The 13,120-nt window shown below is 71.1% G+C and carries 10 protein-coding genes; 4 read left to right on the forward strand and 6 right to left on the reverse strand.

Annotation, left to right across the window (positions count from 1 at the left end):
- Positions 1–11 precede the first annotated feature (11 nt).
- The 4 genes from ABZ532_RS14590 to ABZ532_RS14605 form a co-directional block, all read right to left on the reverse strand.
- On the reverse strand, positions 12–896 hold the full coding sequence (locus ABZ532_RS14590; protein ID WP_361282489.1) for an NlpC/P60 family protein: 885 nt from the start codon (positions 894–896) through the stop codon (positions 12–14).
- 311 nt (positions 897–1,207) lie between these two features.
- Positions 1,208–5,179 (reverse strand): helix-turn-helix domain-containing protein, encoded by a 3,972-nt coding sequence (locus tag ABZ532_RS14595; RefSeq protein ID WP_361282491.1) that lies wholly within the window; start codon positions 5,177–5,179, stop codon positions 1,208–1,210.
- A 140-nt stretch (positions 5,180–5,319) separates the two neighbouring features.
- On the reverse strand, positions 5,320–5,682 hold the full coding sequence (locus ABZ532_RS14600) for a hypothetical protein (protein ID WP_361282493.1): 363 nt from the start codon (positions 5,680–5,682) through the stop codon (positions 5,320–5,322).
- A gap of 193 nt (positions 5,683–5,875) precedes the next feature.
- Positions 5,876–6,649, reverse strand: a complete 774-nt coding sequence (locus tag ABZ532_RS14605; protein ID WP_361282495.1) for a LysR substrate-binding domain-containing protein — start codon at positions 6,647–6,649, stop codon at positions 5,876–5,878.
- 58 nt (positions 6,650–6,707) lie between these two features.
- On the opposite strand from ABZ532_RS14605, the gene ABZ532_RS14610 reads away from it, so the two are divergent.
- The gene (locus tag ABZ532_RS14610; protein ID WP_361282497.1) at positions 6,708–7,100 is read left to right on the forward strand and encodes a DUF5997 family protein; all 393 of its coding nucleotides are present in this window, start codon (positions 6,708–6,710) and stop codon (positions 7,098–7,100) included.
- A 32-nt stretch (positions 7,101–7,132) separates the two neighbouring features.
- On the opposite strand, the gene ABZ532_RS14615 is transcribed toward ABZ532_RS14610, so the two are convergent.
- Together ABZ532_RS14615 and ABZ532_RS14620 are read right to left on the reverse strand one after the other, a co-directional pair.
- Positions 7,133–7,564 carry a hypothetical protein gene (locus ABZ532_RS14615; RefSeq protein WP_361282499.1) on the reverse strand — a complete coding sequence of 144 codons (432 nt, stop codon included), beginning with the start codon at positions 7,562–7,564 and terminating at the stop codon, positions 7,133–7,135.
- 45 nt (positions 7,565–7,609) lie between these two features.
- Positions 7,610–9,973 carry a hypothetical protein gene (locus ABZ532_RS14620; protein ID WP_361282501.1) on the reverse strand — a complete coding sequence of 788 codons (2,364 nt, stop codon included), beginning with the start codon at positions 9,971–9,973 and terminating at the stop codon, positions 7,610–7,612.
- Between the two features lie 107 nt (positions 9,974–10,080).
- Between ABZ532_RS14620 and ABZ532_RS14625 the strand changes: the two genes are divergently transcribed.
- The 3 genes from ABZ532_RS14625 (at position 10,081) to ABZ532_RS14635 (ending at position 13,120) form a co-directional block, all read left to right on the forward strand.
- Complete coding sequence (locus ABZ532_RS14625; protein WP_361282503.1) at positions 10,081–10,485, forward strand: nuclear transport factor 2 family protein; 405 nt, start codon at positions 10,081–10,083, stop codon at positions 10,483–10,485.
- A 1,107-nt stretch (positions 10,486–11,592) separates the two neighbouring features.
- Positions 11,593–12,435, forward strand: coding sequence for a BTAD domain-containing putative transcriptional regulator (locus ABZ532_RS14630; RefSeq protein ID WP_361282505.1), 843 nt, complete (start codon positions 11,593–11,595; stop codon positions 12,433–12,435).
- Positions 12,436–12,484: 49 nt separating this feature from the next.
- Positions 12,485–13,120, forward strand: a complete 636-nt coding sequence (locus tag ABZ532_RS14635; protein ID WP_361282507.1) for an NAD(P)H-dependent oxidoreductase — start codon at positions 12,485–12,487, stop codon at positions 13,118–13,120.

A 13,120-nucleotide genomic window follows, 5' to 3' on the forward strand; every position in this document is an offset into this window, starting at 1 on the left:
GGCTCCTGGCCTCAGAAGGCGCAGGTGGGCACCCCCTCCAGCCATGCGGGGCCACTGATGTAGATGTTGCTGACCCAGGCCGCGTAGTCGGGCAGGTAGGACCATGCGTCGTTGGTGTAGCCGTCGGCGGTGACCAGCTCCGCGTGCTTCTGGCACTCGACGCGGATCGTGGTCGGGCCGGGGAAGGCGTAGACACGCGCAGCCCTGGTCGACGGGGCGGCCTTGGTCCACACACCGGTGCCCCAGGTCTGGAAGACTTGGCCGGTCACCGGGCCGGGGTCGATGCGGACCGCCCCGTAGTACGCACCGGTGAGCCGGACATCGCTGACCGTGAGTTTGGTGCCGGACTGCCTGGCCTCCACCATCCGGCCCGCGCCGAGGTAGATGGCGATGTGATTCAGGTGCTGTGAGGTGCCCCAGACCAGCAGGTCGCCGGGAAGCAGCGGGGCGAGACCATCAGCGGCGCTGAAACGGCCGGCCGCGCGGTGTGTGTAGTACTGCGCGCTGGCCACCCCGTCGAGCAGGTCCTCGCCGGTGGCCTCGGCATAGGCGTAGCGGACCAGACCCGAGCAGTCGAACCCGAGCCGCTCAGGGTCGTGTTCGCTCGCCGGGTCGGTGGGGTCCACCTGCCCGTAGGTGGGTCCGGGACGCGCACCGTGACCCCCGCCCCACGTGTACCAGACGCCCGCGGCCACCTGCCGGCAGGCGGTGGAGATCGCCCGTTCGGCGGCGTCGGAGGCGCCGGGAGCCAGGGCGCGGCAGTCGCCGTCCTGTGCCCCGGACTGAACGGCTTTCGGCGGATGAGCGGCTGCGGCAGTCGCGGGTGACGACGCCCAGCAGAGGACGGAGGCCAGTAGTCCGATGAGTGCGCTGGTGAGACTGGTACGACGATCCATGGAACATGCCCCGTTCTGTTGTGCCCGTGTGCCCTTGTGTCGTGCGATGTCAGCGCAGGGACCGGCCCGGACCGGTTCGGAGGGTCAGGACCGGTTCCCTGCGCAGCCAACAGCCTGCGGACCGCGACGACACCGGGTCGAGAGCGCCGCGCCGCCCTACGCGATCGGGCAACGGGAAACCTCCGGGAAACCCCCACCGGGCACGGCGCTTCCGGTGGCCCCGAAGGATCGGTGAACGAGCGGACCACCGGGCCGGCAGCCGCGCCGCCCGGCACTCATCGCGGCCATGCCGGGTGTCTGCCGCCGTCCGGTCAGCCACGCGGTGACGGACTCCGCTCGCCGCCGGACGCGAGGGACACCGGACTGCCGCTCAGCAGGACCTCCCGTTCCTTCGGGGCGAGCCTTTCGCGCAGCCGGCGGATCTCCGCCAGCCGGGCCCCGACGTCCAGGTTCCAGAGCCGTACGGTGCCGTCGTTGCTGCTGCTGGCGACCGTCCGCCCGTCGGGCGCGAAGTCGACGTCCCACACCGCGTTCGTATGGCCCGTCAGGGCCGCCCGGAGCCGGCGTCCGGCCACGTCCCACAACCGGACCGTGCGGTCGTTGCCGCTGCTCGCCAGAGTGCGGCCGTCGGGAGAGAACGCGATGCCCCGAACGGAACCCGTGTGGCCGGTGAGCGCCGCGAGGAAGCGCTGCCCGCGGGTGTCCCACAGGCGCACGGTGCCGTCGTTGCCACTGCTCGCCACGGTCCGCCCGTCCGGGCTGAAGGCCACGCCCCGCACCGCGCCGGTGTGGCCGGTGAGGGTGGCGAGTGGTCTGCGTGCCGGGACGTCCCACAGACGTACGGTCAGGTCGTCACCCGCGCTTGCCAGAGTGCGGCCATCGGGGCTGAACGCCACGTCGTTGGCGAAGTCGGTGTGACCGGTGAGGCAGGCGAGCAGACGGCGTCCTGCCACGTCCCACAGCCGGATCATGCGGTCGGAGCCCGCGGAGGCGAGGATGCGGCCGTCCGGCGAGAACGCCACCGCGAACACGTCGCCTTCCAGGCCGTCGGAGCCCGCGTCCAGTGTGGCGAGGGCGCTGCGTCTCCCGATGTCCCACAGCCGGATCGTGCCGTCGGAACCCGCGGAGGCGAGCGTGTGGCCGTCCGGCGAGAACGCCACCGCGAGCACCGTCTCGCGGTGCCCGTTGAACGTAGCCAGGACACGGCCGGCCCTCACGTCCCACAGGCGTACGGTGTGGTCCGCGTCGGCCGTGGCCAGCATCCTCCCGTCCGGGCTGTACGCGGCCTGCCAGATCTCGGTGAACGGACGTGCCGTCAGAGCCGAGGTCCGCAGGTCCCAGAGCACCACGGACTGGTCGAAGCCCGCGGTGGCGAGGGTCGTGCCACGGGAGTCGACGGCCACACCCATCACATAGTCGGTGTGACCGGCGAGGGTCGCGGTGAGCCTGCCGCCGCGTACGTCCCAGAGTCTGGTCGTGCCGTCGCCTCCGGCGCTGACGACCGTGGTGCCGTCGGGCGTGTAGGCCACCGCGTTGACGTCGTCGCTGTGCCCGGTGAGGGTGGCCACCGGACGGCGCCGGGACACGTCCCACAGCCGCACGGTCCGGTCGACACCTCCGGTGGCCACCGTCCGCCCGTCGGGCGCGAACGCCGCGCCCAGCAACTCGCCCGTATGTCCCTTGAGCACGGCGAGGGAACGCGCCCCAGCCAGATCCCAGAGACGTACGGTCCGGTCGGAGCCCGCCGAGACCAGCGTCCGGCCGTCGGGCGCGTACGCCAGCGCGTTGACCGTCCCGGAGTGTCCGGTGAGCGCCGCGACGCGCCGGTGGCCCGGGGCGCTGTCCCACAGCCGGATCGTGCCGTCCTCATCCGCGGTGGCGATCGTACGGCCCCGGGGGTCGAAAGCCACGGCGCGGGCGCCCTTGGTGCGGATGTCGAGGCGCTCCTGCGCATGGTGGCCGGTGGTACCCCACAACTGCACCGGTCCGTCGGTGGAAGTCGCCGCGAGCGTACGGCCGTCGCGGCTGAAGGCGACCGACCGCACCCGTCCGGGCATGGTGAAGGCCGCGATCCTACGGTGGTCGGACGGCCGCCGCAGGGTCACTGAGCCATCTGAACTGGCGGTCGCCAGGGTCCCGTCGCCGGGCGCGAAGGCGACGGCGTTCACCGGTCCCCCGTGGCCCCCGAGTCTGGCGGCGAAGGGCTGGGACTGGGTGCTCAGCAGGGCTCCTCTGGCCTCCGTGGTCGCCGCTGCCCGATAGGCCTCGCCGGCGAGCAGCATCGAAGCCTCCGGCCGGCCGGAGGCGAGGAAGGTGGACTGCACGGCGAGGGCCCGTGAGCGCGCGACGCGTTCCTGGTCGAGTGCGGCTTCGCGCTGCTGGTACGCGAGGCCTCCGGCGGTCAGGGCCAGGATCAGCAGCACCACGAGGGTGACCGACATCCGCTGCCGCCGCCGCACCTGGCGCCGGGCCTGCTCCCCTCTCGCGTCCTCCTCGGCCTGGCCGGCGAGCAGGAACGCCTCCTCCCGGGGGCTGAGCCGGCTTCTGCCGTCCAGCTCCTCGGCCCAGGAGCGCACGGAGTCCAGCCGGGTGCCGCGGTAGAGCACGGACGGGTCGCGGCCCTCGCGCTCCCATTCGTCGGCGGCAAGGGCCAGTTGCTGGTGGATCAGCAGTCCCGCACGGTCGGCGTGGATCCAGCCGCGCAGCCGCGGCCAGGCGTGCAGCAGGGCCTCGTGGGTGATCTCGACGGTGTCGCTGCCCATCGTGATCAGCCGGGCGCGTACGAAGGTGTCGAGCGCCGCCGCCGCGCCGTCCGCGTCGGCGAGCTGCTCCATCAGGACCGTTCTGCTCATCCGGCGCCGGGTCGCCGCGGTACCGTCCGCGACATGGACCAGCCGTGCCAGGAGGCGGCGGATCGTCTTCTGTTCGGCCGGATAGAGCTGGGCGAAGGCGTCTTCCGCGGTGCGCGCGATGGCGCCCCGGATCCCCCCGGTGCGCTCGTAACCGGCGACGCTCAGCATGGCGCCTTCGCGCTGCTGCCACGTGGCCATCAGCGCGTGGGACACCAGAGGCAGCGCCCCGGAGGGCGTGACCTCGGACGCCGCCCCCGCGGCGGATGGTCCCGGGCCGTCGCGTAGTCCGGCGTCCCGCAGCAGCAGCTGGGCCAGTCCCGGTTCGAGAGTGACACCCGCGAGCTCCGCGGGACGCGTGATCGACTCCCGCAGTTCCGTCAAGGACATGGGGCGCAGCACGAACAGTCCGTCGGTGAAGGCGCGGGCCAGTTCGGGAAGCTCCAGGCAGTCACCGGAGAAGTCGGCGCGCACTCCGAGCACCACCACTGCCGGGTCGAGACCCGCCGCGTCCGGCCGGGATCCGGACACGGCGCAGAGTACCCGGACGAAGGCGTGCCGCTCCTCCGCGTCGGAGCAGAGCGTGAACAGCTCCTCGAACTGGTCGACGAGCAGCACCGGCCGGACCGGTGGAGACGGCCGGTGCTGCTCGGAGCGAGTCGCCGTGCCGGCCGACAGCGCCCGTACGGCCTCCAGCAGCCGCTCCGGACGCTCCCTCAGCTCCTTCACGGTGAGGCCGGGGTCGCTGCCCAGCGCCTTGGCGGTGCGGGTGAGCAACTCGTCCAGTGGACGCGCTGTCGGGGTGAACCGGACCACCGGCCAGGTCTCGGCGCCGGGCATGGGGAATCCCCCCGGGCGCCGGAGGGCCGGTACGAGACCGGCGTTGAGCAGGGATGACTTGCCCGCGCCCGAGGGGGCGACGAGCATCAGCGGTCCCTGCCCGATCCGCTCGAAGACCCGGTCGACCAGCGCGGAGGTCGCGCGCTCACGGCCGAAGAACCACTCGGACTCGCGAGGGGTGAAGGCGGGCAGACCGCGGTAGGGGCATGCGCCCTCGGACTGCGGTCCGGGCGCGGCGGAGCCGCCTGCGGGGCTGCCGGCGTGCGAGGACTGTTCCGGCAGCAGCGCCAACAGCTCACCGTCCGCCAGGAGTACCTGGTCACAGCGGCGCGCGACATCGATCGTCGCACGCTTCGCACCGGTCTCGATCTTGCTGAGATAGCCCTTGCTGTAGTGCGTCAGACGTGACAGATCGGACAGCGACAGGCCCCGTTCCTGCCGCAGCCGCCTCAGCTGGGCGGGGAAGTGCGGCCCGACCGGGCCGGTCGGCCCGATCCCTTCCGGCTGCTCGGACGGCTCGCCGGCCCCGTGTCCGTGCTGCTGCTCCCCCAATGGATCCCCCATGGCGATCTGCGCCCTGGTCAGAGGCGGCAAATGCCCACGTTAGTGCGGGGGCGGTGGGGAAAAGCAAACCTTTCCATTGGTATGACGAACGGTGTGGCGAAACGACTCGAAGGTGAAACCCGGAAACCGCGTCGGGGCCGCGGATGGACGGCCCCGACGCGGCGCTCCTGCTACGGCCGGTACAGCGTGACCGAGTTGATCGGTGTGAGGTCGGCGTAGACACCGTGCCCGGCGGCGATCCGACCGCCGCAGCCCGCACCGTTGGAACCGGTGCACAGGGCGGCGGTCGCGCCACCGGTCTGGTTGTTGAGGACCCAGTGGTTGCCGAACTGGTTGCTGAGGTTGTGGGCCCCGTAGCTCCAGAAGACATGGGTCGGCTTGACCGCCGGATTCTGGTTCTGCGGGTAGATGCAGACCGCGCCGTCCGGGCAGCCGGCCCAGTCGGCGGGCTTGGCCTCGGCCGGGCCGGTGAGCGCCATCACGGCCGCGGCGGCGGTCGCGAGTGCTGCGAAGGCGTGGAAGGTCTTGCGCATGATGTCCCCCTTGCGGGTCTTGCCGTGTGCTGACGTCCTCAGCCTTGCCCGGGTGGCTCCGGGGCGTCGACGGGTTTCCCGTTGCCCCTCTGGCGGGCCGGTGGGAAACCCGCTGCGAGCAGGCAGGAGACAGGATGAGAGGCAACGGGCCCCGGGCACCGCGACCGCGACCGCGACCGCGACCGACAAGGGACTACGACCGGCGGCGCGGCTTGCCTCGTCCTGCGCTCTTGTGGCCGCCGCCCCGCGAGCCCTTCCCGGACTTCCCCGGGGTGCCGGAGCGGCCGGACGGCTTGCCCGTGGACGTACCCGTCGGCTTCCTTGCGGCCTTCGACTTGGGCTGCGCCTCGGTCTGGGGGCGTCCCCGGGTGCTGTTGACGGTCCGTCCGCGGACGATGCCGATGAACTGCTCCACCAGATCCGTGGTGTCGTCCAGTGGCCAGGACAGCACGATGCCGGATTCCGGGGCGTCCGCGAGCGGGCGGTAGGTGAGGTCCCTGCGGTGGTGCAGCCGGGCGAGTGACTGCGGCACCACGAGCACGCCCACTCCGGCCGCCACGAGCTCGATGGCGTCCGCGGTCGTCGCGGGACGCTCGACGGCGGGCAGCCCCGGCAGACGCTCCCAGTCGAGCACGTCGTCAAGGGGATGCAGGACGATCTCCTCGGCGAGATCGGCGACCGTGACCTCGTCGACCGCCGCCACGATGTGGTCCTTGGGGACCACCACCACGGTCTTCTCGGTGTAGAGAGGGATCGCGCTGAGCTCAGTCCGGTCGACCGGCAGACGTACGAGACCCGCGTCCACGCCGCGCTCCCGCAGCACGTCGCCGGCCTCGGCAGCGGTTGTCGAGACGAGGTGCAGAGGGACGTCGGGCAGGCGCTCGTTCCAGATCCGCACCCACTTCGCGGGCGTCACTCCGGGGACGTAGGCAAGCCGGAACGAGGGAGGTACTTCCGAGCCAGTCACCCAGCCAGGCTACCGGCCTGGTCAGAGGTCGTGCACACGCTCGAATACCCTGGACGGTATGACATCGCACCAGAGCGCCCAGACAATGAAGCCCGCCACCGCGGCGAAGAAGCTGGGCGTGTACCTCGAGGCCACCCCCGCGGAGTTCCGTGACGGCACGGTCTCGCGTACCGAGCTGAACGCCCTCCAGGCCGATCCGCCCGAGTGGCTGCAGGAGCTGCGGCGCAGCGGTCCGCATCCACGCCCCGTCGTGGCGGCGAAGCTCGGCATCTCGATCTCCGGGCTCGCCCGCGGCGGCATCACGGAGCCGCTCACGACGGAGCAGATCGACGCGCTCAAGCAGGACGAGCCCGAGTGGCTGCGCAAGGAGCGGGCCACCCAGGCCGAGGTCCGCAAGGAGACCGCGCGCCTCAAGGCCAGGGACACGGCGCGCACCGAGCAGGAGGACTGACCTCCGGCCCTGTCCGGGCCCCGGCAGGGCCGTCAGGTGGCGGGAGCCTCCGCGAGGGCACGCAGCTCGTCGTGGATGCGGCGCGCATAGGCGTGGCGCGCGGTGCGGTCCTCGTCGGGCAGGCTGCTGATGCCGTCGAGCACATGAACGCCGAGCCAGACCCGGCCCGCTATGTGGGCCTGGGCCTCCCACCTTTCCTCCCGGGGCACATCCCTCAGCCGGGCTGCCGCGACGGCGGCCCGGCCGGCCTCGACCACGGCCTCGGCGAGCTGTCTGGTCGACGGCGTCAGGGCTCCTGAGGTGCTGGCGACGCCGGCCCGCTCCAGGGCGGACCGGTCGCTCAGCCACTGCTCCCGGTCGCGGGAGGGCCGCCGGGTGTCCAGTCTGCGCAGTGTCTCGTACGTCTCGCGGTCCATTCCGCAGGGGAAGAACCAGATCCCGTCATCTCTGCCCGGCATGCTCATGCCCGGGCCATACCCTTGGCGGACGGCCGTCAAAGCTGGGTCGCCTCAGTAGCCGGCGGGGGGCGTGGGCGCTGCCGCGAGATGGTCCTGGAGTTCCCGGTGCCGGAACTGGTACCCGGCCCCGGCCGTCCGCAGCAGGCCCAGCTGGTGGCAGGTGTGGAGGAAGCGGCCCAGGCGCCAGGGAAGCCTCCGGCGTGTACAGAGCAGCAGGGCGAGGTAGCGCAGGCTCGCCGCGCCCGCACGCCCTCTCGCCAGTGCCAGACAGGGACCGGCCGCCAGAGCCAGGGTGAAGCCGAGGGCAGCGGCAGGGGCGGCTCCGCGGCCCGGGGTGCGGGTGACCACAGCCGCCACATGGGCCGAGAGCCCGAAGGCGAGGGCGATGGCGGTGACCACGGCCGCGGCGACGGCGACGGCGCTGAGGGCGTCCCTGCGGACGAAGGAACGGGGATCGCCGGTCGGCTCGGTCACGGGCCGCCACAGCGCCCTGGCCACTCCGGCCATGGCACCGACCGTGACGGAAATCGAGATCATGACGAGGTAGACGTTCTTCAGCAGGTTGCCGATCCCCATGTCGACGGAGGGCAGGCCGAGCAGCGCCCTGAAGAACACGATCAGGCCGATGAAGAAGCCGAACACCGCGGTGAGCAGCAGGGTGGCGGCGGTACCGAGCCCGCCGCCGAGCGTCAGTCCGACGAAGGTCCCGCCGACGACCCATCCCAGTGCGCGGCGGCGCTGCGGCCAGGTCGTCATGGGGCGCAGCCGGAGCTGCAGCGGCACCGGCCAGGCTCCCAGGAAGGTCGCCACCAGGATGAGCACGGTAAACACCAGGACGAGGAACTCCTCTCCTGCCGCCTGGCCGCCGTGGGTGCGGCGCAGCAGGTGCACGCCGGTAAGCATGCTCAGCAGGAGCACCGCTGCGATCAGCGCGGTCCCCACGGCGCGCGACCGGGGGGACAGGGGCCACAGTTCGTGCAGCACCAGGTCGGTACTGGACAGGTTCCGTCCGGCGCGGCGGGCGCTGGTGAGCGAGTTGGAGTGCAGGTACCCGGCGAGTACGGCCAGGTGCCGCCAGGTTGTGGCGGCCTTCAGCCGGGGCAGTGGCGCGCGGCCGTCCTCCTCGCCGCGCAGCCGGGACTCGTCCTCCGTCTCGGCGGGGTGGGCGAGTGTGCTCTTGACGGCCGCTGCCACGTACTGGTCGAGGAGCAGGCCGTAGAGCTGCCCGCTCTGGGCGAGGGCGAGGACGTCGTGGGGCGAGCGGCGGAACTGCCGTCTGTGCTCGTCCCGTTCCTCGAAGACGACCGCGGCCAGGGTCAGGCGCCACGGGGTGCTCAGCGCCTGGACGACGGCGGCGTCGGGGACTCCCGCCGCGCCGGGTGGCGGAGCCAGTGCGTCGAGCACCTGCTGCCAGCGCGCCCGGTTGCGGGCGGAGTAGCCGACGCGGGTCTCGAGGTAGTGCCGGGCCTGTTCGCCGGTGACGCGGGTGAGCGCGATGTGCACGACCACCTGCGGTTGTGAGTCGGCGAGCTGGAGCGACCGGTACACCTGGTCACGGCAGGTCATGACGACGGGAGCCTTGACCGCTCCGCGCTCGTAGCGCTCGACGGCGCTCAGCAGCAGGGCCGCCCGGCCCGGTGGCCCGGGAAGCGCGACCGAGTCCAGTTCGTCCAGTCCGTCGATGACCGGGAGCACCAGGTCTTCCGTCACGACCAGTTCGGCGTCGCGCCCGGTGAGCCGGTAGACGTCGATCAGATGGGACATGACCCAGGCCCTGATCTCGCTTCCCGGCCAGGCGGCCGCGGTGAGGCGCACGGGAACACGTGCGCCCGGCTCGCGGCGCTCGGCGAGTTGCAGCACCAGGGCCGAAGCCAGCACGGTCTTGCCCGTTCCGGCATCGCTGCCCGGCGGGGCTCCGGAGGGATCGTTGACCGGGGAGGGCGTACCGGTGATCACCAGACGCCCCGGGCTCAGGCCCTGGAAGAAGTCGGCCACCGTCTCCAGGGTCCCCCCGGCTGGAATTCCCGGCGCGCCCGCGGATCCCGCCGTGCCGGTGACGCCGGTCGCCTCGACCACGGTGAATGGAAGGTCGATACGGCCGTTGAGGGCGGAGGTCCCGCCACCGAGCAGCTGCCGGTACTCGGCGCCTTCCAGTCTCACCACCGAACGCGCCAGCAGCTGGGCTGCGATCTCACCGGTGCGCTGCTGCTGTGCGGACCGCACGGCGACCGCGAGCCCACCGACTCCGGCCACGGTGCCGATCACCCCGACGGCGAGCGACAGCACGCCTGCCGGATCGGCGTCGCTCACCTTCACCTGCGGCAACATCCACCACGTCAGGGCGATGCTCGCGACGATCACGACCACGCTGACAAGCACGCCCGCGGTGGTTCTCCTGCTTCCCCCCTGCACCATGCATGCCATGGTGCTCGTTCGCGAAGGCGGCGTGGGGGAATTCCCCGGACCGTGACCTCGGCAGAGCGGTGCCCCTAGGATGCCGCGGAGCCGCGACAATACGTCGTATGAACCAGCAGACAGACGATGTGGCCGAGGCGATCGCGGCCGAACTCCGCTTGATGGACCCGGTTGTCCGTACGTCGGCCGTCCTCGCCCGGGAGTTGCTCGACCCGGAGTTCACCGAGGTGGGCGCATCAGGCCGGCATTGGACCTACGAGGAGATGCTCGCCGCGCTGCCCACGATGGAAGGCGCGGCGGAAGACGGCCCCCGCTATGAGCCTTCCGCTGTCAAGGGCGTGCCGCTGGCGCCGGGCTTGGTGCATCTCACCTATGAGACGGTCCTCGACGGCCGCCGGGCACGGCGGAGTTCGCTGTGGCGCAGACAGGGGGCGGACATGGCATGGCGGATGTACTACCACCAGGCCACACCGGTCCCCTGTGAGCCGGTCTCCGCGGGCGACGCAACCTAGGGGCCGTCCACGGGCGCACGACGTCGGCACGGCACTCCCCTGGCTTCGCCGGGCGGTACGCCCACGCTGCGTTGTCGAGCCATCCGAATCCGCCCGGTGCGAGGACGACTTTCCCCGGCCTTCGGTGGGGGGCTTACTGCTTGCGATGGTCCCCTCGGCCCCAGAGGGCCGGGGGAAACCCCACCCCCTCGACACCCCAGAGGGCCGGGCCCCACGCCTCGACACCCCAGAGGGCCGGGCCCCACGCCTCGACACCCCAGAGGGCCGGGCCCCACGCCTCGACCCCAAAAGGCCGGCCCCACGCCTCAGACGCCGCACGCTGATCAACTGGGGCACGCGAAACGGCCCTTCGCGCACGAGCGTCCGCAAGTGGCGCGCCTACCCTCCTGAGACGACGGGTCACCGTCTCGGGTTGCCCCGCGGACGCCTTCTGTGGACATGTTCTCAGGACGGCGTGTCCGCCTTGCTTTGCCGATCGGCCACCGGCTGTACTGGGGCCCACGGCGCGCTCCCGACGTACACGCTCTACGGGCGGCGCCACGGGGGAATTGGGTTTTCGCGGGGTTCGACCGCGAAAACCCCGCGCACCGGCCAGGTGCCTTATCCGCGACCGCCAATCCTCAATCACCAGCCAACATGACAACGTTGGCATTGCGCGGCATTCACGAACCTGCCGGACCCGAAGCAATCGAAAGGACCACCGACCATGCCGTGCGGACCATAACGCCTCCTGAGAAGCATTCCGCCCGACGAAGGCACACAGGTCCCACACAAGAAGATTCCTGACGCGGACCCAAGGGAGCGCGAACCGAGTGATTGTGCGCCGTCAGCCGCAGATGCTCAACCTTGCGTTCATTGTGTTCTCCGGGCTCTCACCACTGCGTTTTGCTCGGAACCGCTACTTCCGCGGCGCTTACCGGCCATCTTTCCAGTCATCGATGGCGCCCATTGCAGCAGCGTCGTGTTGTGAAGAAACTGAGTACGCAACGACTGAGAGCAGGCTCTCACCACCACTACTGGCAGTGCGGGTGTGCGGCCTTCCGCCAGAGGAACGTCTTGACCGCTCACGGGTTTGGTTTACCCCCACGAAGGAAGAGGGTCTCCAGCATGTCCAACATATCCACGCATGCCGTCGTGCGCTGCCTCGGTGGCTTTTCACTGGAATTAAGGGGACACCCGGTCAATCGATGGCGGGCCGGCAAAGCACGTGAACTGTTCCTCTACCTGCTCATCAACCGGGGCCGTACGGTCGACCGCGAGGAGCTGCACGCCGCCCTGTGGCCCGACCGGAACCGGTCGGCGGGGTCGAGTTCCGTCAAGGTCGCCAAGCACGCGGTGCACCAGATCCTCAGCGGCCAGCAGGCGGCCGAAGAACAGCCCGCCGCGGAGATCGTCTTCAACGAGTACGGGTACACCCTCAAGGTCCATGACGCCTGGCTGGACTTCGAGGAGTTCGAGCGGCTGTGCAACGAGGGGCACAGGGCGGCGGCCCGCAGCGACCGGATCACGGCGGCGGCGTACTACCGCCGCGCACTGGAGCTCCATGTCGGGGACTTCCTGCCCGGCGAGAGTGCCGACTGGGCCAGGGAGCAGCAGGACTGGGTGCGGTCACTGGCTCTCGGAGCGGCGGACTTCCTCCTCCAGGAAGCCCTGGACCGGGGTGAGCTGCCGGAGGTGATCGATGTGTGCCGGCGCACGCTGGACATCGACCCGTATCAGGAGGACGTCTACCGGACCCTGATCCAAGTGCATGGCGACCTCGGCCAGTTGGGCCAGGCGAGGTCCTGGTACAAGCTGTGCAGCGCTCGCATGTCGAATGGCCTGGACATCGATGTCAGCCCTGATACCCAGCGACTGTTCGAGCGGGTCCTGCGCGTGCACGACGCGCCCGCGCAGGCCGCCGTCCTGCCTCCCGGACGATCCTCTGGCCAACGCGTAACCACTCCGTAACCGGCCTTCCTACACTCGGGATTCCCGCGACCGGCCAAGGAGGTTTGGTGTGACCGTGCTGGAGACGGAACCGGGTTCCGGTCCCTCGGTGGAGAATCCCGACGTTGGCGCCTCAGCTGATGCCGGACCCCTGATCGTCGGCATCGGTGGCACCGTCCGCCCTGGTTCCTCGACGGAACGGGCGGTCCGGGCGATTCTCGCAGCCTCCGCGTCGGCGGGGGCCCGGACCCTGCTGCTGGGTGCCGAGGACCTGCAACTGCCGCTGTACGCCCCCGGGGAGGAGCTGCGGACCCAGGCGGCCAGAAGGCTCACCGAAGCCGTCACCCTCGCCGACGGCCTGGTGATCGGCACGCCCGCCTACCACGGTGGCGTCTCCGGGCTGGTGAAGAACGCCCTCGACTATCTGGAGGACCTCCGCGAGGACTCGCGGCCCTATCTCCACGGCCGTGCCGTCGGCTGTGTCGTCACCGCATCCGGTCCGCAGGCCGCTTCGGCGCTGGCGGGTCTCCGCTCGGTGGTCCACGCACTGAGAGGCTGGCCCACCCCTCTCGGAGTGACGGTCGACACCGAGAACGTCACCCTGGCGTCCGACGGCAGCAGCAGCGATCCGCACATCGCGGCACAACTGGCCGCAGTGGGTCGGCAAGTGGTCGAGTTCGCCCGGATGCGGGCACCGGTCGGCTGA

The sequence above is a fragment of the Streptomyces sp. NPDC019396 genome (genome assembly GCF_040632375.1).
Classification (GTDB): domain Bacteria; phylum Actinomycetota; class Actinomycetes; order Streptomycetales; family Streptomycetaceae; genus Streptomyces.